At 61.0% G+C, this 18,618-nt stretch carries 17 protein-coding genes; 2 read left to right on the top strand and 15 right to left on the bottom strand.

Going from position 1 to position 18,618, the window contains the following annotated elements; all coding sequences use genetic code 11:
* The first annotated feature begins 217 nt into the window (after positions 1–217).
* A complete protein-coding gene (locus AU182_RS06600; RefSeq protein WP_066962690.1) occupies positions 218–1,537 on the top strand; it encodes a cytosine permease in 1,320 nt (439 codons plus the stop codon).
* Here the strand turns inward: AU182_RS06600 and AU182_RS06595 are convergent.
* From AU182_RS06595 to AU182_RS06525, 15 genes are all read right to left on the bottom strand, one after another.
* Positions 1,534–2,052, bottom strand: a complete 519-nt coding sequence (locus tag AU182_RS06595) for an Lrp/AsnC family transcriptional regulator (protein WP_066962687.1) — start codon at positions 2,050–2,052, stop codon at positions 1,534–1,536. The genes AU182_RS06600 and AU182_RS06595 overlap by 4 nt on opposite strands.
* 68 nt (positions 2,053–2,120) lie before the next feature.
* Positions 2,121–3,173 carry a lipoyl synthase gene (gene lipA, locus AU182_RS06590; RefSeq protein ID WP_227718152.1) on the bottom strand — a complete coding sequence of 351 codons (1,053 nt, stop codon included), beginning with the start codon at positions 3,171–3,173 and terminating at the stop codon, positions 2,121–2,123.
* Positions 3,166–3,918 carry a lipoyl(octanoyl) transferase LipB gene (gene lipB, locus AU182_RS06585; RefSeq protein WP_066962684.1) on the bottom strand — a complete coding sequence of 251 codons (753 nt, stop codon included), beginning with the start codon at positions 3,916–3,918 and terminating at the stop codon, positions 3,166–3,168. Before lipB ends, lipA begins: the two co-directional genes overlap by 8 nt.
* Positions 3,918–4,199, bottom strand: a complete 282-nt coding sequence (locus tag AU182_RS06580) for a YbeD family protein (protein WP_066962682.1) — start codon at positions 4,197–4,199, stop codon at positions 3,918–3,920. Before AU182_RS06580 ends, lipB begins: the two co-directional genes overlap by 1 nt.
* Before the next feature lie 199 nt (positions 4,200–4,398).
* On the bottom strand, positions 4,399–5,547 hold the full coding sequence (locus AU182_RS06575) for a D-alanyl-D-alanine carboxypeptidase family protein (protein ID WP_066962679.1): 1,149 nt from the start codon (positions 5,545–5,547) through the stop codon (positions 4,399–4,401).
* A 77-nt stretch (positions 5,548–5,624) separates the two neighbouring features.
* Entirely contained in the window at positions 5,625–6,542 is a 918-nt protein-coding gene (locus AU182_RS16890) for a septal ring lytic transglycosylase RlpA family protein (protein WP_066962677.1), read from the bottom strand.
* 164 nt (positions 6,543–6,706) lie between these two features.
* Positions 6,707–7,696 (bottom strand): lytic murein transglycosylase B, encoded by a 990-nt coding sequence (gene mltB / locus AU182_RS06565; RefSeq protein ID WP_227718151.1) that lies wholly within the window; start codon positions 7,694–7,696, stop codon positions 6,707–6,709.
* Between the two features lie 172 nt (positions 7,697–7,868).
* Positions 7,869–9,014, bottom strand: coding sequence for a rod shape-determining protein RodA (rodA, locus tag AU182_RS06560; RefSeq protein WP_227718150.1), 1,146 nt, complete (start codon positions 9,012–9,014; stop codon positions 7,869–7,871).
* The gene (gene mrdA, locus AU182_RS06555) at positions 9,007–10,935 is read right to left on the bottom strand and encodes a penicillin-binding protein 2 (RefSeq protein WP_082859266.1); all 1,929 of its coding nucleotides are present in this window, start codon (positions 10,933–10,935) and stop codon (positions 9,007–9,009) included. Before mrdA ends, rodA begins: the two co-directional genes overlap by 8 nt.
* A gap of 202 nt (positions 10,936–11,137) precedes the next feature.
* The gene (gene rlmH / locus AU182_RS06550; protein ID WP_066962669.1) at positions 11,138–11,614 is read right to left on the bottom strand and encodes a 23S rRNA (pseudouridine(1915)-N(3))-methyltransferase RlmH; all 477 of its coding nucleotides are present in this window, start codon (positions 11,612–11,614) and stop codon (positions 11,138–11,140) included.
* A 35-nt stretch (positions 11,615–11,649) separates the two neighbouring features.
* Positions 11,650–12,012 (bottom strand): ribosome silencing factor, encoded by a 363-nt coding sequence (gene rsfS, locus AU182_RS06545; RefSeq protein ID WP_066962666.1) that lies wholly within the window; start codon positions 12,010–12,012, stop codon positions 11,650–11,652.
* A 26-nt stretch (positions 12,013–12,038) separates the two neighbouring features.
* Positions 12,039–12,683, bottom strand: coding sequence for a nicotinate-nucleotide adenylyltransferase (gene nadD, locus AU182_RS06540; protein ID WP_066962663.1), 645 nt, complete (start codon positions 12,681–12,683; stop codon positions 12,039–12,041).
* Positions 12,680–13,975 carry a glutamate-5-semialdehyde dehydrogenase gene (locus tag AU182_RS06535; RefSeq protein ID WP_369802080.1) on the bottom strand — a complete coding sequence of 432 codons (1,296 nt, stop codon included), beginning with the start codon at positions 13,973–13,975 and terminating at the stop codon, positions 12,680–12,682. Before AU182_RS06535 ends, nadD begins: the two co-directional genes overlap by 4 nt.
* A 171-nt stretch (positions 13,976–14,146) precedes the next feature.
* Positions 14,147–16,834, bottom strand: a complete 2,688-nt coding sequence (locus AU182_RS06530) for a DUF2339 domain-containing protein (RefSeq protein ID WP_066962660.1) — start codon at positions 16,832–16,834, stop codon at positions 14,147–14,149.
* A gap of 61 nt (positions 16,835–16,895) precedes the next feature.
* Positions 16,896–17,471: an LON peptidase substrate-binding domain-containing protein gene (locus AU182_RS06525; protein WP_082859264.1), complete on the bottom strand. Its 576-nt coding sequence runs from the start codon at positions 17,469–17,471 to the stop codon at positions 16,896–16,898.
* Positions 17,472–17,630: 159 nt separating this feature from the next.
* On the opposite strand from AU182_RS06525, the gene AU182_RS06520 reads away from it, so the two are divergent.
* Entirely contained in the window at positions 17,631–18,545 is a 915-nt protein-coding gene (locus AU182_RS06520; protein ID WP_066962654.1) for a neutral zinc metallopeptidase, read from the top strand.
* The last annotated feature ends 73 nt before the right edge of the window (positions 18,546–18,618 follow it).

Genomic DNA, 18,618 nt, shown 5'->3' with positions numbered 1-18,618 from the left:
CTCAAAAAATTACCATGCAGGGCTGGAAACCTTTGCGCGACGGAGCTGCCCGAAACGAAACTTTATGAACATCTACCCACTCTCGGGGAAACATTGTTTCCGGGCATTGGGGGTATAGTTAGCTCTGAATGATAAGAATGGCCAAGAGCCACACCGGGGCAACACTCATCGGGCTATACCGCCAGATGAGCAAGCCGGGCGAACAGGTAGTCGACGTATGCACAATCAACCCAACAACGACCTGGAGCAATTGCTTCAGGATTACGCGACCGAGCCGGTTCCTGCGCATATCAGCGTCAGTGGGGGCAAGATCTCCGAGGTAAACTCTGCCCTCGCCTTCTCCCTGCCCGGTGTCATGACCGGGGTTGTGGTGGTGGCAGAGGCGGGTATGGCGACCGCACTGTGGGCATTCTTACTGGGCGGCCTTGCGCTGTCTCTGGTGGGCTTCGCCACAGGAATTGTGGGGGTTCGCAAACGTGTCAGCTCCTACATGCTGATCAGAGATTCGTTCGGCAGCCGCGGCGCGAATATCGTAAATTTATGTATTGCCCTGTCCATGTTTGGCTGGTTCGGGGTGAACATCGTGCTGTTCAGTTCCGCCATGGAATACCTGCTGGCAGACATTAGCGATATCACCCTGCCCCACTGGCTGGCCCCGGTATGCGGGGGTGCGCTGATGACCGCATCGGCCATCTTCGGTTTCAAGTCGATTCAGAAACTCGCCGCCATCATTGTGCCCATACAGCTGCTGGTGCTGTGTGTGTTGCTGTACAAGCTGGTGGATCAAGCCAATTTTACGGACATTCTCTCTGCCAGCGGCACAGCCAGTATGGGGCTCGGTGAAGCAGTTTCCGCAGTAGTGGGCAGTTTTATCGTTTCCGCACTGGTGATGCCGGACCTGACCCGTTACGGCAGGTCCACCAAGGATGCTGCGATCGCTTCCTTCCTGCCATTTTTAGGCAGTGCCACACTGGTGTACTGCATCAGTGCTGCGGCTGCGGTGTGGCTATCGGAGACCGACGTGCTCGCCATGCTACAGGCAGCCGGCCTTGGCATTTTGGCACTGGCATTTGTGATCTTTTCCAGCACGATTACCAATGCGGTAAATCTGTATGGCTGTGGGCTGAGTATTGCTGCGATTATGCCGCACTTTAAAGAGTGGCAGATCGTGATCTTTTCCGGCATTGCCGGAACCGCCGTCGCCTTTGCCGGGATTTCCGATCACTTTATCGATTTTATTTTTTCGCTCGGGATCATCTTTATGCCGATCGGTGCGATCTATACCGCACACTATATTCTAGAAGTGAAAAGTGAGCGATTAAATAAGCCAAAGCGGCCACAAGATGTGAGTTCGACGACGTTTTCCTGGCCGGCAATGCTGGCATGGCTATCCGGTATGGGTGTGGCGTTCCTCACCAGCCAGGAAAAGATGTTACTTACACAGATCCCCGCATTCGATGCACTCATTGCATCGGCGCTGACTTATGTCGTACTGATAAAAATCGGTGAGGTAGCGAAGAGGAGAGGTCGGCGCTAACTACTGCGCTCGTCCATATCGTTTAACCACTCCAGTTCGCCGAGGGGATAGGACTGAAATGGCTTGGGCGTGGAGAGGACGAAGTTACTGGTAATCCTGGAGATACCCAGGTCCTGTTCCAGCAGGCGATTACTGATATCGTTGTACTCTTCGAGATCGCGGCAAATAAAGTGTACGAGATAGTGATACTCGCCACTGGTTTTAAAACACTCGACCGCCTGCGGGAGCTTGCGAATAGCGGCTTCAATATTCACTTCCGCCGCGCGCCCGCGGTTGTCGCCGATAGCCAATTGCGCCATGGCCATCACACTGGTACAGACACGGTTAAGATCCAGCTCAACGGTGTAGTGCCGGATATACCCCTGCTCTTCCAACTTTTTGGTGCGCTTCAGGCAAGCGCTCGGTGAAAGGTTGACCTTTTCCGCCAGATCCCGGTTACTAATACGCGCATTTTTCTGGAGCTCCTGAATGATCCGTTTGCTCACGCGATCAAACTTGAAATCCGACTTATCCATGTATCCGCACTCGCGATCGGGAGACTGGCAGCAGCGGGCTTATTCCCTCACCCACTGCCAACGTAGCGCTACTTAACTTCTTCGCCGTGGGCCTGCTTGTCGGCGTGGTAAGAAGAGCGCACCATCGGTCCACAAGCGGCGTGCTTGAAGCCGATTTTTTCCGCATACACGCGGTACTCTTCGAACTCATCCGGATGCACGTAACGCTGCACCGGCAGGTGCTCCTTGCTCGGCTGCAGGTACTGGCCGATGGTGAGCATGTCGATATCGTGGGCGCGCATATCGTCCAGCACCTCAAAAATCTCTTCCTTGGTTTCACCGAGGCCCACCATCAGGCCGGACTTGGTGAGTACGTCCGGACGGCGCTTTTTGTATTCCTGCAGCAGTTTCAGCGACCACTTGTAGTTGGCGCCGGGGCGGGATTCGCGGTACAGGCGCGGCACGGTTTCCAGGTTGTGGTTGAACACATCCGGGGCTTCCGCCTCGAGAATATCCAGGGCAATGTCCATGCGGCCACGGAAGTCCGGGGTCAGGATTTCCACCTGCAGGTTCGGGGACAGTGCGCGGGACTGCTGGATGCAGTCGGCAAAGTGCTGGGCGCCGCCGTCGCGCAGGTCGTCGCGATCCACGGAAGTGATCACCACGTAGCGCAGACTCATGGCGGCGATGGCTTCCGCCAGCTGTTTGGGCTCCTCAGGATCCAGCGGGTTCGGCTTGCCGTGGCCCACATCGCAGAAGGGGCAGCGACGGGTACAGATCTCACCCATGATCATGAAGGTCGCGGTGCCGCCACTGAAGCATTCTCCCAGGTTCGGGCAACTGGCCTCTTCACACACGGTGGCGAGTTTCTGTGAACGCAAGATGCTCTTGATCCGGTCCACTTCCTTGGATGCCTTGACCGAAGGGACCTTTACCCGAATCCAGTCCGGCTTGCGCAGGGTCTGGTCGCTGGCGATCACCTTTACCGGGATACGCTCTACCTTGTCGCCATCGCGCAGTTTCTCGCCCTGCTGCAGGCGGCGGGTGCGCTTGACCGGGGTAATTTCCGGTTTGGGCGCATCACTCGGGTCAACCGTGGTTGCGATAATTTCGGGCTGGTCGGCGTCAAATCGTTCAGACATTGCTCATTCCTGGTTCGGTGCCCTGCTCGGTGCCGGGTGCCGCAAATAACTTTTCGTCAAATAACTGCTCATCCACCGGCTGCCAATCGGCCTCCGGCAATTGCAGCTTGCGCTGCAGGGCCGCGACAAACCGTTCCGCCACGGACGCCCATTCGGGGACAGGCTGGATCACTTCCGCCATCTGCACCATCTGCATGCCCGCATAGCCACAGGGGTTGATGCGCAGGAAGGGCCCCAGGTCCATGTCGATATTGATGGCGATACCGTGGAAGCTGCAGCCCCGGCGCACCCGCAGGCCGATGGACGCGATCTTGTTGCCCGCGCGCGGGCCTTCGGTCAGGTACACCCCCGGAGCATCGGCGCGCGGTGCGGCGGCAATACCGAATTCCGCCAGCATGGCCACGGTAGCCTCTTCCAGTGCGGTGACCAGATCGCGCACGCCGATCTTGCTGCGGCGCAGGTCCAGCAGCGGGTAGACCACCAGCTGACCGGGGCCGTGATAGGTCACCTGTCCGCCGCGATCCACCTGCACCACCGGGATATCACCGGTGTTCAGCAGGTGCTCGGCTTTGCCCGCCTGCCCCTGGGTGAATACCGGGGGATGCTCGACACACCAGATCTGATCCACGGCGTCTGCACCGCGGTGGTCGGTGTAATGGGCCATGGCGCGCCATACGGTTTCGTAGTCGCGGCGGCCCAGATTGCAAATAAGCGGCCTGCACACGGCCGACTCCGGAGCTGCCATCAGATCACCATGTACACGCCCGGGTGGGCGGTGAGTTCGTCGGTGAGCGCCTTCAGCTGCTGCTCGCCGGTGGCAACGATAAAGAAGGTCACGGAGGTAAAGCGCCCGTTGCGACTCGGCTTGTGGGTCAGCCGACTTTCGTCCAGCCCGGGGGCGTGACGGCGCATCACTTCGAGAACGAATTCATGCACCTGGTCATCGGCGTCACGCACGACTTTGACCATATAGTCTTGGCACGGGAATTCGATTTTCGGGGGCTGCTGTTCTGAATCCTGGGTCATACCACACTCACAGGGCCGCAGGTCAGAAATGGAGGCGCGGGGACAATTCCCAGCGGGAGTTGCGGCCGGGCGGCGATTATACAGTGCCGACCGGGGACTGGACAGGGAGGAAAGATTGCAGACGAAACTGCTTTAAACGGGCCAGAAAACAGCCCGGTGGACCAGTCCACCGGGCTTGCCGGGATACTTTTCCCGGGGGCTATTCAAAAAAGCCCATCACGAAACGCTTGATGGAGTCCCACAGGCGCTTGAAGAAGCCCGCCTCTTCCACATCCTCTGCCACCACCGCGGGCACGTCAGCGACGGTTTCCCCATCCAGGGTCACGACGACCTTGCCCACCTGCTGGCCCTTGGCCAGGGGCGCTTTCAGTTCGCCGTCGATAATCAGGTCCGCCTTGATGCTCTCTTCGCCGCCGCGGGGAATGGTGACAAACACATCATTTTTCACCGCAACACCCACCGAGTCGACTTTACCGCCCCATACGCGCTCGGTCTGCAGCACGTCGTTGCTGCCGTACACCTTGTGCGTCTGGTAGTAACGGAAGCCGTACGCAAGCAGTTTCTGGGTTTCCGCTGCACGCTTCTCGTCGCTGTCGGTGCCCACGATGACGGAAATCAGGCGCATGCCGCGCTTGACCGCCGAGGCCACCAGGCAGAAACCCGCCTCTTCGGTGTGGCCAGTTTTGATGCCATCCACGGCCGGGTCGCGCCACAGCAGGCGGTTGCGGTTAGGCTGGTTGATGCCGTTGAAGCGGAAGTATTTCTCGGAGTACAACGCGTAGTGATCGGGGTGGTCCTGGATCAGCGCGCGCGCCAGTTTGCCCAGGTCACGGGCCGTGGTCACGTGCCCCTCGGCGGGCCAGCCAGTGGCGTTGACGAAGTGGGTATCCTGCATACCCAACAGCTGGGCCTGCTGATTCATGACTTCGGCAAAGACTTCCTCACTACCGGAGACATATTCCGCCAAGGCGATACTCGCATCGTTGCCGGACTGGACGATGACCCCGCGCAGCAAGTCGATCACCGGGACCTTGTCGCCGACCTTGACGAACATTTTGGAGCCGCCCTTGCGCCAGGCCTTCTCCGAAATATTCACCATGTCCTGCTCTTTGATGGCGCCTTTTTCCAGTTCTTCCGAAACGATGTAACTGGTCATCATCTTGGTCAGGCTGGCGGGGGGGATCTGTTTGTCCGCGTCGTGTTCCACCAGCACCTGCCCGGTATGGGCATCGATCAGCAGATACGCGGTCGCGGCAAGCTGCGGCGGCGCGGGTATCAGCGGTTTATCGGCCTGGGCAACACTGGTGCTGACAATCAGGAGCAAACAGGCAAACAAGCGTTTGAACATGGGTCTCTCTTTATTCCTTACATTCACAATGTGTCAAAAACCCGGCTCCAGCCGGGCATGCGCTGCGGGGCAGCGAATCAGTCGACCACCACCTGGGGCTGGCCAAAATTCTGTTGCTCTACAGATTCTCGCAACGCGGCCAGTGCCCGCTGCTGCGCGATGGGCCCAATTCGCACCCGATAAAGCATTTTTCCGCCACGGTTTACCGGGTTGACGGATACAGGATAGCCGAATGCGGCGGCCAGCTGGCCGCGAATCTCTTCCGCCTGGCGGGCGGAACTGTAGGCACCCACCTGCAGGAAGGTATTCTCCGGCAATTTGAAACTGGCATCTTCCGGCAATCCCTTGCGCGCTGCAGCATCTTTTTCTACCGCGAGGCTCTCGGTAGCACTGGGCAGGGATTGCGGATCCAGTGCGACCACCTCGACCCGCGCGACGCCCTTATCGATATATCCCAGCTTCTGCGCCGCGGTGTAGCTAAGGTCGATGATGCGCCCCGGAACGAAAGGACCGCGGTCGTTGATGCGCACGATGATACTGCGTCCATTATCCAGATTGGTCACTTTGGCATAACTGGGCAATGGCAGGGTTTTGTGCGCCGCCGACATGGCGTACATATTGTAAACCTCACCGTTGGCGGTTTTGCGACCGTGGAATTTCTTGCCATACCAGGAAGCATGGCCACGCTCGCTGTAGCCTTTCACACCTTTCAGCACCCGGTACTTTACCCCGTTCACCACATAGGGGGATTTGTTGCCGGCAATCCCGATGGGCTCTCGCACCGGCGTCACCTCGGGTGTCGCCAGCATGTCCACAGGGACATCGGGGCCGCTATCGCGCACCTGATCGAAGGGCACTTCGTCTCGCGGCTCGACCTTGGCCTTGCCCGCATCATGCAACGGCACAGTACTACAGGCAGTGAGCAATGCCAGCACGCAACCGGCGCCCAGGCGAACAAAACTGGCGGATGTATCCGCTATTTTTCTGGTATTCATGACTTCCCCCCGGAGCAGGTCAAACGACGCCCGCTACCGCGATTTTTTGTACTTCGACTTATCGTACTGCTTGTGCAAAACACACGCCGGAGACGCAAACGTCCTCCGGCGATACATCCATTATGTTATCTGGCGCTACCAGGTTGTCTGGCTCTCCCGCGCCCTCAGGAGCGGCCACCCCGCGCCTTGATAATTTCCTGGCCCAGCTCGTACACCGCCATGGCGTACAGGCGACTGTGGTTGTAGCGGGTAATGGTGTAAAAATTATTCAGGCCGATCCAGAACTGCTTGCCACTCTCCGTCTCAAGGGAGAACACATTGGCAGGCATTTCCTTGGTAACCTGGGCCGTGGTGGGGAAGCCTTTTGCTTCCAGCGTGCCCACGGTCCACTGGGGTTTCAGGTCGTCATTGACGATGGTCATGTCCGCATTGGGCAGCGGCTGGGTAATCACCGTAATCGGCTCACCGGCTTTCCAACCGTGCTCCACAAAATAATTGGCCACGCTGCCGATGGCATCCTCGGTGTCTTCCCAGATATCCACGCGGCCGTCGCCGTTAAAGTCCACCGCATAGTGGCGATAGCTCGACGGCATGAACTGGCCAAAGCCCATGGCGCCAGCGTAGGAGCCTTTCAGGGTGGTGGGATCGATTTTTTCATCGCGGGTCAGCAGCAGGTAGTTCTCCAGTTCCTTGGTGAAGAACTTGGCGCGGCGGGGATAGTTGAACGCCAGGGTGGACAGCGCATCAATGACCCGGTAGCTGCCCATATTGCCACCGTAGCGGGTTTCCACGCCAATCACGGCGACGATCATTTCTGGCGGCACGCCATACTTTTCTTCCGCGGCCTTGAGTGCCTCGGCGTTTTTGTCCCAGAACTCCACACCGCCGGCAATGCGGGCATTGGTAATGAATATTTTGCGGTACTCGTGCCAGGGTTTGGCTTTCTCGGCCGGCCGCTTGATGGCTTTGAGGATGGCATCCTTGCGCTTGGCCTCGCGCATCAGCAGCTGCAGGTCATCGCGGTTGAAGTTGTGTTCGGCCACCATGTAATCCACAAACGCTTTCGCCTGGGCATTTTCCTCGTGCCCCGCCTCCTGCGCACAGGCTCCGAGCACCAGCCCCAAGCCTGCTATCAATCCTGTGGTCCACTTCAAAACAACCGCTCCTGTGTTCATAGAGTACTTCCTGCCACTTTCCACAATTATTAAATTCGTTCTGCAGTGTGACTGCATCCGCGCCAAAAAGTGGCACGATACACGGGAAAAAGTGAAGCGAGCCTGAACCGCCTCACATTCAGCCACCAAACCCTGCAACTAAATCCAACAACTAGAAAAGTACTCTGCGCCTTTCCGTGCTGATGGCCATCAGAATACCGAACCCTGCCATCAGGGTAATTACCGAGGTGCCGCCGTGACTCACCAGTGGCAGGGGCACGCCCACCACCGGCAGCAGGCCGGTCACCATAGCGATATTCACAAACACGTACACGAAGAATGTCAGCGTGATACTACCCGCCAACAACCGTCCGAAAACATGCTGGGCCATGAAACTAATATAGATGCCCCGGGCAATGATCAACAGGTACAGGGCGAGCAGAAGCAAGGCGCCGCGCATACCCCACTCTTCCGCCAGTACAGCGATGATGAAATCCGTGTGACTTTCCGGCAGGAAATCCAACTGGGACTGCGTACCCTGCATATACCCCTTGCCATCCCATCCACCGGAACCAATGGCCGCCTTGGACTGGAAAATATTCCAACCCGCACCGAGACGGTCGGCATCCGGATTGAACAAGGTGAGAATGCGCTGTTTCTGATAGTCGCGTAACCCCCAGATCCACATGGGCCATGCAGCCATCAGCGCCATCACCGCCGCACTACCGATCATTTTCCAGCTGAGGCCCGAAAGATAGAGCGCGAATATGCCCGAAGCGGCGATAAGAATAGAAGTGCCGAGATCCGGCTGGCGCACAATCAGTGCCGCCGGAATGGCAATGATTACCAGCGTACCCACCACGGTCATAAACGAGGGGGGCAGGCTGCGCTTGTGCAGGTAGGCCGCGACGGCGATCGGCACCGCGAGTTTCAATGCCTCGGAGGGCTGAAAGCGAAAACCACCGATCTGCAACCAGCGCTGTGCGCCCTTGGCGCCCACGCCAAAAAACAGTACCGCCACCAGCAGGCAACAGCCGCCCAGGTAAAACCACGGTGACCAGCGCCGGTAAAACTCCAGGGGAATCTGCGCGGCGATGAACATGCCCACGAACGCCAACGCCATAAACACCGCCTGGCGCTTGACGTAGTGGCTCTCTTCACCGGACGCGCTGTACAGCACCACCAGCCCGACCCCCGCCAACAGCATCAACAGCAACAGCAAGGGGAGGTCGATATGCCAGCGCCGCGAAAAACTCTCCGGCCGCCGCAGGCTGCTGCCGGCATCCGGCAGGCGGTGCATATAATCGCGACTAGCCACGGATTGCTACCTCGTGTGGGTGTAGATGCCTGGACCCGGCATTGGCCATGGGCGGACGCCAGCCCCGCCGGCTGGCGGTGTCTTCCAGTGGCCGCGACATCCAGTCAAAAAACAGCTCACGGGCCACCGGTGCCGCCACGCTGCCGCCACCTTCGCCATTTTCCACCAGCACGGACACCGCAATCTGCGGGTCATCCGCCGGCGCGAAGGCAACAAACAGGGCGTGATCCCGGTGGCGCTCTTTCAGCGCCTCGGAGTCGTACTTTTCCCCCTGGGCGATGCCCACCACCTGCGCAGTACCGGTTTTCCCGGCCACTTTAAAGTCCAGCCCGGCCCCAGCTTTCTTGCCGGTGCCGTGGATGCCGTAAACCACGGCTTCCATCCCCTCGAACACCAGATCCCAGTGCTCCGGGCGCGCATCCACGTGGTGCAGCACTTCCGGAGGCTGCTCGACGCCATCGATGGCCATCACCATCTGCGGGCGGTAGTGGGTACCGCGGTTGGCGATGGTGGCGGTCATCACCGCCAGCTGCAGCGGCGTGGCCAGTACAAAGCCCTGCCCCAGCACTGCGTTCAGGCTGTCGCCCGGGAACCAGGGCACGCCCCGCGCGCCGCGTTTCCAGGCCCGCGACGGGAACAGCCCCGGGTATTCCCGCGGCAGGTCAATACCGGTTTTTTCACCCAGGCCAAAGCGCGTGGCGATCTCGTGCATGCCATCAATATTCCAGCGCGCGGCCATGTCCCAGAAGTACACGTCACAACTCTGGGCGAGCCCCTGAATCAGGTCGACGTGCTTGCCGTGGCCCCAGCGTTTCCAGTCGCGGTAGATGCGCGAATCGTTCGGCAGCTTGTAAAAGCCTGGATCCGGCACCTTGGTATCCGAACGGATAATGCCTGCCGCCAGGCCGCCGAGGCCCATCATGGGTTTGAGCGTAGAACCGGGCGGATACTGCCCCTGCACCACGCGGTTGAACAGCGGCACATCGAGCGAGTCCCGCAGCGCGCTGTAGTCCCTGAAGCTGATACCGGTAACAAACAGATTCGGGTCGTAGGACGGCTGGCTCACAAACGCCAGCACGCCGCCGGTTTTCACATCGATGGCCACCACCGCACCGCGGTTATCACCCAGCGCTTCGGTAGCCACCTGCTGCAGGCGGGTGTCCAGGTGCAGGGTCAGCTCCGCACCGGGTTTCGGATCTTGCCGCTCCAGCACCCGCAGTACCCGACCGCGGGCATTGGTTTCTACGTTTTCATAGCCCACTTCACCCAGCAGCAGGTCCTCGTAGGAGCGCTCCAGCCCCACCTTGCCGATACTCTGGGTGCCGCGGTAGCGGCGCACATCTTCCGCGGTGAAGCCGGACAGTTCACGGTCGTTGATCCGCCCCACATAGCCCACACTGTGTGCGAACAGCTTGCTCTCGGGGTAATAGCGGACCAGTTCCGCCTCCACGGATACCCCGGGCAGATGGAACTCATTGACGCTGATGCGGGCGATTTCATCCTCACTGAGGCGATAGCGCAGCGGTACCGGCTCGAACGGGCGCCGGCGCTGCAGACGGCGCTTGAATTTCTCTACATCGCTGTCTTCAAGGCGCACGATCTGGCCGAGCAGCTCGATGGTGGCATCCAGGTCCTTGACCCGCTCGCGCACCACGGAAAGGGTATAACTGGGGCGGTTGTCCGCCAGCATTTCGCCGTTGCGGTCGTAGATCAGGCCACGTGTAGGAGGGACCGGGCGCACCTGGATGCGGTTCTGGTCAGACTGGGTACGGTAGTCCTCGTAATTGACTACCTGCAGGTTGTAAAAGCGCGCGACCAGCACACCGAGCAGCACGACTACGCCGAATATGGCCACCAGCATGCGGTTGCGAAACAGCCGCTGCTCTGTGTGGTGGTCTTTGAAACGCAGGTTTTCTGACATGGTGGTCGAAGCAGGTTATTCGGTGGCGCGAAAATGACCACGAAGTGTACACAAGTTTGCCTTCCCTGCGGAGTGTTCGATACACACCGGCACCCCTCGAACAGCCACAGGCACCGGGTTTCCCCGTGTCCGTGGGAGTCTGGTGGCAGCAAAAAGTTCAATCAGGCGAAAAAGTAGAGGCCCGCCCCGGGGTTCGCCCGGCTTACTTGTGGTACGGGTGCCCCGCCAGCAAGGTCCAGGCCCGATACAGCTGTTCCGCCAGCAGCACCCGCACCAGCGGGTGCGGCAGGGTCAGTGCCGACAGGGACCATTTCTGGTTGGCCCGCGCCACGCACTCCGGTGAAAGGCCGTCGGGGCCGCCGATCAACAGACACAGGTTGTCGCCGGACATCTGCCAGCCGGAAAGTTCCCGGGACAGCTGCTCGGTGCTCCACGACTTGCCCTTCACTTCCAGCGCAACCACGTGATCCCGCGGATGAATCGCCGCCAGCATCGCCTCGCCCTCTTTCTGGCGGGCCTTTTCCACCAGCGCCGCGGAATTTTTCTGGCCGCGGTTGCCCAGCGCCACCTCGACCATTTCCAGGGTCAGCTCCCGCGGCAGGCGCTTGGCGTACTCGTTGTAGCCCTCCTGCACCCAGGCGGGCATCTTGCCACCTGCGGCGATAATGCGAATCTTCATAAGCAGCGTGTGTTCAAGGGGCCGGCGCTTTGCGATCAGTCCTGATGGGGATCGGAACCGTCCGCACCCTCACGGGTATTGGGGGTCATCGACCAGAGTTTTTCCAGGTCGTAGAAGCCGCGGGTCTCGGCCTGCATCACGTGCACCACCACATCGCCGTAGTCCACCAGCACCCACTCGCCCTGGTCAATCCCCTCGACGCCTATCGGACGGATACCGGCTTCTTTACCGTCTTCCACCACATTGTTGGCCAAGGATTTCACCTGCCGGCTGGAGGTGCCGGTACAGATGATCAGGGTGTCCATTACATCGCTGAGTTCGGATACATCCATCGAAACGATGTCTTTACCCTTGAGGTCTTCCAGTGCGTTTACCGCAATTGCTTTGATATCAGTCATAACACCTGTTGCGGGAGCCTTGGCTCCTATTGGTTGTCGCTCTTGTAGAGCTGATGAGTTTGAATGTAGTCGAGTACCCGCTGCGGCAGCAGGTACTGGGGCGAGCGGTTGCTCGCAATCAGGCTGCGGATCTCCGTGGCGGAGATTGGCAGCAGTGTCTGTTCCCGCAGCACGAGGCTCCCGGCCGCCTGTTGCTTTAGGACATCCACATCACCGCGGTGGGCAGCGAGCAGTTCCGCCACCGGGCCTTGCTCGGGCAGTTGCCAGCCGGGGCGGGTAACCACCACCAGATGGGCGAGCCGGATCAGCTGCTGCCAACGGTGCCAGCCGGGCAGCCCCAGCAGGGAATCGAGCCCCATGCAGAAGCTGATCGACACCTGGTTGCCCAGTTCTGCGCGCAGCGCCTGCAGGGTATCCACCGTATAGGTGGGGCCCTGGCGCTGCAGCTCCCGCTCGTCCAGCTGCAGCGCAGGGCAGTGTTCCAGCGCCAGTGCGAGCATGTCGCGACGGGCATTGGCGGTCACCCCGGGCTGCGCGCGGTGCGCCGGCTGGTGCGACGGCAGCAGCCGCATTTCGTCGAATCCCAGCGTTTCCTTCAGCTCCAGCGCCATGCGCAGATGGCCGAAATGCACCGGGTTAAAGGTGCCGCCGAACAGGGCGATGGATCTCATTCGCGAATCTGCCCGTCCCCGAACACGATCCACTTCTGCGAGGTCAGCCCTTCCAGGCCCACCGGCCCACGCGCATGAATCTTGTCGGTGCTGATACCGATCTCGGCCCCCAGGCCGTATTCAAAACCGTCGGCGAAACGGGTGGAGGCGTTGACCATGACCGAGGCGGAATCCACTTCCGCCATAAACCGGCGCGCGCGGGAGTAATCTTCGGTGACGATCGACTCGGTGTGGCCGGAGCTGTAGCGGGCGATGTGGTCCATCGCCGCATCCATATCCGCCACCACGCGAATCGACAGCACCGGCGCCAGGTATTCGGTGGCCCAATCTTCTTCGGTGGCCGGCAGCACACCCGCGAGGATGCTGCGGGTCTTGTCACAACCACGCAGTTCTACGCCCTTTTCCCCGTAAGCCGCCGCAAGCTTGGGCAGAAACTCTGCCGCCACCGCCTCGGCCACCAGCAGGGTTTCCATGGCATTGCATACACCGTAGCGGTGGGTCTTGGCATTCAGTGCAATATTGAACGCCTTGACCGGATCCGCGCGGTCGTCGAGGTACACATGACAGATGCCGTCCAGGTGCTTGATCACCGGCACCCGCGCGTCGCGGCTGATGCGCTCAATCAGGCCCTTGCCGCCACGGGGTACGATCACATCCACATACTCGGGCATGGATATAAGGGCGCCCACCGCAGCGCGATCGGTGGTGGCCACCACCTGTACCGCGGTCTCTGGCAACCCGGCCTGCTTCAGCCCCGCGGCCACGCAGGCCGCAATGGCGCCATTGGAGTGCAGGGCCTCACTGCCGCCGCGCAGGATCGTCGCATTGCCGGATTTCAGGCACAGGCTGGCGGCGTCTATGGTCACGTTCGGGCGGGACTCGTAGATGATGCCCACCACGCCCAGCGGCACGCGCATCTTGCCCACCTGGATGCCGCTCGGGCGGTACTTGAGGTCGCTCACCTCCCCCACCGGGTCTGGCAGCTCGGCAATCTGGCTGAGCCCCTCGATCATGCCGTCGATGCGCTCGTCGGTCAGTGCGAGACGGTCCAGCAGCGCCGCGTCCAGGCCATTGGCGCGGCCGTTTTGCATATCTTTGGCGTTGGCCGCCGCCAGCTGCGGTCGCTGGGCGTCCAGTTCCGCGGCGATGGCCCGCAGCGCCGCATTTTTAGTGCCAGTATCGGTGCGCGCCATTACCCGGGCGGCGGCACGTGCCGCACGGCCCATGGCCTGCATCATCGCTTCGACAGATGCGGTTTGGGTAGAATCCTGGTCAACCTCGGTGGCGCTGATACTGTTCACTGCTCATCTCCATGCAATTCACTCATACGGTTCGGGAACACTGTTATCCCGCGGCAAGCTCCCGGTTATCTGTCCGCACAGCGGCCCCGACGCACGCGAGCCCCGCAAAAAGGCCGCGCAGTATACCGCAAGCGCTACGGGAAATTGCCTGCGGGCAGTCAGTTATTGCACCTGGCTTGCACTTTTTCCGCCCAGTTTCTGGTGCAGGTAGGCGATACCCAGCAGCGCCAGCCCCATCCCCATAAAGGACGCCACGCGCAGCAAGCCCTCGAGCCCCGACATATCCACCAGGAACAGTTTCACGATCACCAGCGCCAGCACGGCCATCCCGCCCTGATAACAACTGCGCCAGCGTTTCCAGCTCCCCAGCAGAATGCCCGTCACTGCCAGCGCCAACCACACCGCGGAGTAGGTGTACAACTCCCCGGTGTGCGCCGGCGTATCCAGCCGAATATTCCCTTGCCACAGATGCCGCACCTCCAGCGACACCCACACAAAGGCGGTGACCGCAGCCACCAGCCCGGCCAGTCTGCGCACACTCGGCAGATAAAAACGGCTGACCAGCAGTGCGAGTAGAGCCGCCCCGCCAAAGGCGGGCATCAGCATGTTGAACAGCGGGCGCGGGTCGATATCGCGCCACACCCAGGGGTCGCTGGTGGCTGTGGCAAACAGGATTTTCCCGTAGTTCACCAGCCCGGCGAGCATCAGCAGGCGGCCATAGCCGTCGTACCAGCGCGCCAAGCGATCGGCAATCAGCGACTTGCGGTAGTACACCAGCCCCAGCCCGGTGAACAGCCACAGGTTGATCACTGCCTCGGTAAAACTGTAGTGCGCGGCAAAGGCATTGCCGTCGTACAGCCAGTAACGGCTTTCGGCCCACAGCGCCAGCACCAGCAGATGCCAGGCCGCCGCCTCGGACCAATCTGCTGTGGACTGATAGGCGCCGCGTTCTGCGGCCCGCGCCAGAATGCGCGCCGCCAGCCAGGCACACAGCGCAGCGCCGCCGTACGTCCACAGGGACCAATGGGTATCATCCGCGTAGCTGAGTAGCCAGGGGTTCAGGGTAAGACGGACCACCACCAGCAGCAGAACCGCTTTCAGCAGCCACCCCAGGGCCGGCACCGCGAAGCGTCGGATCACCCACGCCAGCGACACCGCCTGCAATGCCAGCGCCAGGGTCAAACTCGCCTGCTGCAGCCACAGGCACGCCGCCAGGCTGTAGGCGAAATGTGCGGCGATAAACAGCCACACCACCATCCCCTTATGCCAGTGCTGCGTAGCCCCCCGCGCGCCCAGATACATGAACACACCCCCAAACACTGCCGCATACAGGCACCACCAGTACACGGGCAGGAAGCTTTCGGCCAGTAAGTAGCCCACCAGCAGCGACAGCAGTGGCGCCATCACCGCGAGCGAGGCCCACCAGTAGCGCGCCAGCCCGCGGCGGTAATTGAACAGGGCGAATCCCGCAAACAGCACAGCGTTCAGCAACAGATAGAGAAGAAAGCCCCCCTGCTGTTCTGTCGGCAGAGGCAGCAGGCGCACGCCCTGCGCCCCGCTGAAATCCAGGCGGGTCGCGAGCCACGCCACCAGCTGGCCGACCAGCAGCACCCAGGGCAACAGCGCGAGGTTACCCCTGCATCGCGCCGCCCACAGGATCACCAGCGCCAGAGGGCTCCACGCCCATATCGCCACCGGCTGGAAACCCTCGCGCAAAATCGACAGGCATTGGGCGAGCGCGAGCACCAGCAGGCTCGGCAGGATCAGCGGGGTGATCTTTGCCGCAGGGCCGCCGGCAGACTCCGGGTCCTCCCCGGTCAGCAGCCAGTCCCCAGGCACCACGGCCAGCAACAGGTACGCCAGCGCGGCCAGATACAGGCCCCGCCAGTCATCGGCCTGGTGCCCCAGCAATGAGATCAACCACCAGGCGAGGGCTCCCACGAGCACCCCCAGCCACAGCCAGTTGCGGTAGACATGGCGCAGCAATAACAACACCGACACGGAAATAATCAGCGCGTAGAGCATCGCCCCAAGCACATTGCCACTGCCGGTAGAAACCAGCGCCGGCACGCCGTAAGCACCCAGCATGCCGATCACCGCCAGTACCGGCCCATGCAGCCGCGCCAACCACAGGGTAACCAGAGCCACTACCGCCAACAGGCCGAAGGCCAATCCCGGCGCCATCAGGTCATACAGATGCAGCGCCGACAGAATCGCGGCAAAGGCCGTGATCGCCCCGCCGCCGGCGAGTGCGGCGAAGGTTGGATGGCTGCCACCGGTTTTGCGGCGCAACACCTCCGCGGCCACGTACAGGGCCAACGCCATCAGCAGGCCCGCGGCCACACGGACTCTGGGCCCAAGCAGCCCCTGCTCAATGCCATAGCGCGCCAGGAAAACCCCGGCGAGTGCAACACAGGCGCCTCCCAGCCAGACCATCCAGTTTTCCTGAACACGCATCCAGAACTGCGCGCGCCGTGCGGCCGCGGCGGACCGCGATGAGACACCGCTGCGCGCGGTGGCTACCGGCGGCACCTGGTTGGGTACGCTATTCGGCACTTCCGGTACGTTAGTTGGCACCTCGTCGGTTACCGCATCGGGCATTTGAGTGCGCACGGGGGCTTCCGCTGGTGGTACCGGCGCCGGTGGCGTCGATGACGGCGAGGAAGCCGCTTTGCCGGGGCGATGCGGCTCAACAGCCAGTCCAGCCGCCTGCAGGCTCTCGATCATCGCGCGCAACCGGCGCACCTCTCCACGCAGGCTTTTGACCTCGGCAAACGCAAAGATCCCCATAAACGCCCCGACAATCACGGTGAGGACCAGCAGAACGCCAAGCAAGACAATGTTTTCCATAGCAACCCAGAATGTTTACCGCATTATTTTTGTCGTAGCGCGATCGGCCAATGGCAGGGGATTATTCCCGGGCCCAGCGATCGAGGTTGGCGGCGATACTCGCCAGCCGCTCTAACGGGTCGTGACTGGCCAGCAGCTCCACCCGCGCAGCATCTTCCAGGGGCAACAGCTGCGCCAGCTGCCAGGAGAGCGCCTCGGCACTCTCCACCGGCGCGAACTTCAGTGCCAGCGAGGCGGCATGCTGCTTCAGTTCGTTCAGGACCGCCAGCAGGCCATCGCAGCTCTCCGGCACCGGGTGCGTCTCTTCATCCGGTAGCCATTCCACCTCGGCCATCAGCAGCCCGTCATCCTCGCGGAAGGTGTCCAGCACGCGAAAACGGGAATCGCCAGCCACATCGATATGCAGCAAACCCTCCTCTCCCTGGCTCCAGTCAACGATGCGCGTGTACAGCCCCAGCGGCCACACGTCCGCCTGCCCCACTTCGCGCCCACTGCGGATCAATACCACGCCGAAACCGGTGTCGGTTTTCAGGGACTCGGTCACCAGGCGCAGGTAACGCTGCTCAAAAATCCGCAATGGCAAGGTCACGCCGGGAAACAGCGCCATATTGAGAGGAAATAGAGGTATCAACGACAAAGCTTCGGCTCACTGGTGGTTGGATAAGCGATAAAGATGCCACTGGTATCCCGCGTACAAGGATAATCTCCCGCACACCAAACAAAAAACTGCGCCAACTGTTCTATGCTGAAAGCAATACGCAGATGTGAATCGGCAGGATAAACGAGAGGTGCTCCCATGCGCTGGCGTCAGGGTCGCAGAAGTTCGAATGTGGAAGATCGCCGCGGAGAAAAAGCCCCCGGTGGTGGCGGTGGCATGGGAGGGCTCGGCAACCTGCTCGCCCTCGCCCCCTTTTTACTGCGCAGCAAACGCGGCTGGCTCATCCTGCTCGCATTGGGGGCGCTGTATTACTTTGGCGGCAACCTGTTCAGCGGTACGCCCAGTACCGAATCACCGAGCCTCGGCCCGGATTCCCAGCAGGCCCCGGGCACACAGGGCGTCGCGCCCGATGACGAGGTGGCGCAGTTTGTCTCGGTGGTGCTGGCCGACACCGAAGACACCTGGGGAACCCTCTTTCAGCAAGCGGGCTCGCAATACGCCCCACCCAAGCTGGTGCTTTACAGCGAAGCGGTGCGCTCCGCCTGCGGCCTGAGCTCGGCCGCCGTGGGCCCCTTTTACTGCCCCGGCGACCAGAAGGTATACCTCGACCTGAGCTTTTTGAACGAACTCAAGAAACTCGGGGCACCGGGTGACTTTGCTTTTGCCTACGTCATTGCACATGAAGTCGGCCACCATGTACAGAACCTGATGGGCACCTCGGAAAAAGTACAGCAGGCCCGTATGCGCGCGGACAAAGTCACGTCCAACCGCCTCTCGGTCATGCTCGAGTTACAGGCGGACTGCTACGCCGGCGTATGGGCCTTTTACGCCCACCGCGACCGCAATATGCTGGAACCCGGTGATATCGAGGAAGGGCTGCGCGCCGCTGCCGCAGTGGGTGACGACCACCTGCAACGCCGTGCTGGTCGCGCCGTGTCCCCCGACGCCTTCACCCACGGCAGCGCCGAGCAGCGCGCCTACTGGTTCAGGGAAGGATTCACCAGCGGTGATGTGAACCAGTGCAACACCTTTGCAGCTTTATCCGGCCAGTAGCTGGCTCCATCGGCGGTAAAACACTAAGCTTGCCGCTCACGAATCTATTTGTTGTGGAAATAAGGGAGATACC

Source organism: Microbulbifer sp. Q7 (assembly GCF_001639145.1).
Classification (GTDB): Bacteria; Pseudomonadota; Gammaproteobacteria; order Pseudomonadales; family Cellvibrionaceae; genus Microbulbifer.
The sequence above is the reverse complement of the archived record's forward strand: the minus strand, read 5'-3'. Positions and strand labels throughout refer to the sequence as shown.

Bases quoted from the DNA above. Each gene is read 5' to 3' on its own strand.
- AU182_RS06600 (WP_066962690.1), top strand. From the start codon at position 218: ATGCACAATCAACCCAACAACGACCTGGAGCAATTGCTTCAGGATTAC.
- AU182_RS06595 (WP_066962687.1), bottom strand. From the start codon at position 2,052: ATGGATAAGTCGGATTTCAAGTTTGATCGCGTGAGCAAACGGATCATT.
- lipA (WP_227718152.1), bottom strand. From the start codon at position 3,173: ATGTCTGAACGATTTGACGCCGACCAGCCCGAAATTATCGCAACCACG.
- lipB (WP_066962684.1), bottom strand. From the start codon at position 3,918: ATGGCAGCTCCGGAGTCGGCCGTGTGCAGGCCGCTTATTTGCAATCTG.
- AU182_RS06580 (WP_066962682.1), bottom strand. From the start codon at position 4,199: ATGACCCAGGATTCAGAACAGCAGCCCCCGAAAATCGAATTCCCGTGC.
- AU182_RS06575 (WP_066962679.1), bottom strand. From the start codon at position 5,547: ATGTTCAAACGCTTGTTTGCCTGTTTGCTCCTGATTGTCAGCACCAGT.
- AU182_RS16890 (WP_066962677.1), bottom strand. From the start codon at position 6,542: ATGAATACCAGAAAAATAGCGGATACATCCGCCAGTTTTGTTCGCCTG.
- mrdA (WP_082859266.1), bottom strand. From the start codon at position 10,935: ATGTCAGAAAACCTGCGTTTCAAAGACCACCACACAGAGCAGCGGCTG.
- rlmH (WP_066962669.1), bottom strand. From the start codon at position 11,614: ATGAAGATTCGCATTATCGCCGCAGGTGGCAAGATGCCCGCCTGGGTG.
- rsfS (WP_066962666.1), bottom strand. From the start codon at position 12,012: ATGACTGATATCAAAGCAATTGCGGTAAACGCACTGGAAGACCTCAAG.
- nadD (WP_066962663.1), bottom strand. From the start codon at position 12,683: ATGAGATCCATCGCCCTGTTCGGCGGCACCTTTAACCCGGTGCATTTC.
- AU182_RS06530 (WP_066962660.1), bottom strand. From the start codon at position 16,834: ATGGAAAACATTGTCTTGCTTGGCGTTCTGCTGGTCCTCACCGTGATT.
- AU182_RS06520 (WP_066962654.1), top strand. From the start codon at position 17,631: ATGCGCTGGCGTCAGGGTCGCAGAAGTTCGAATGTGGAAGATCGCCGC.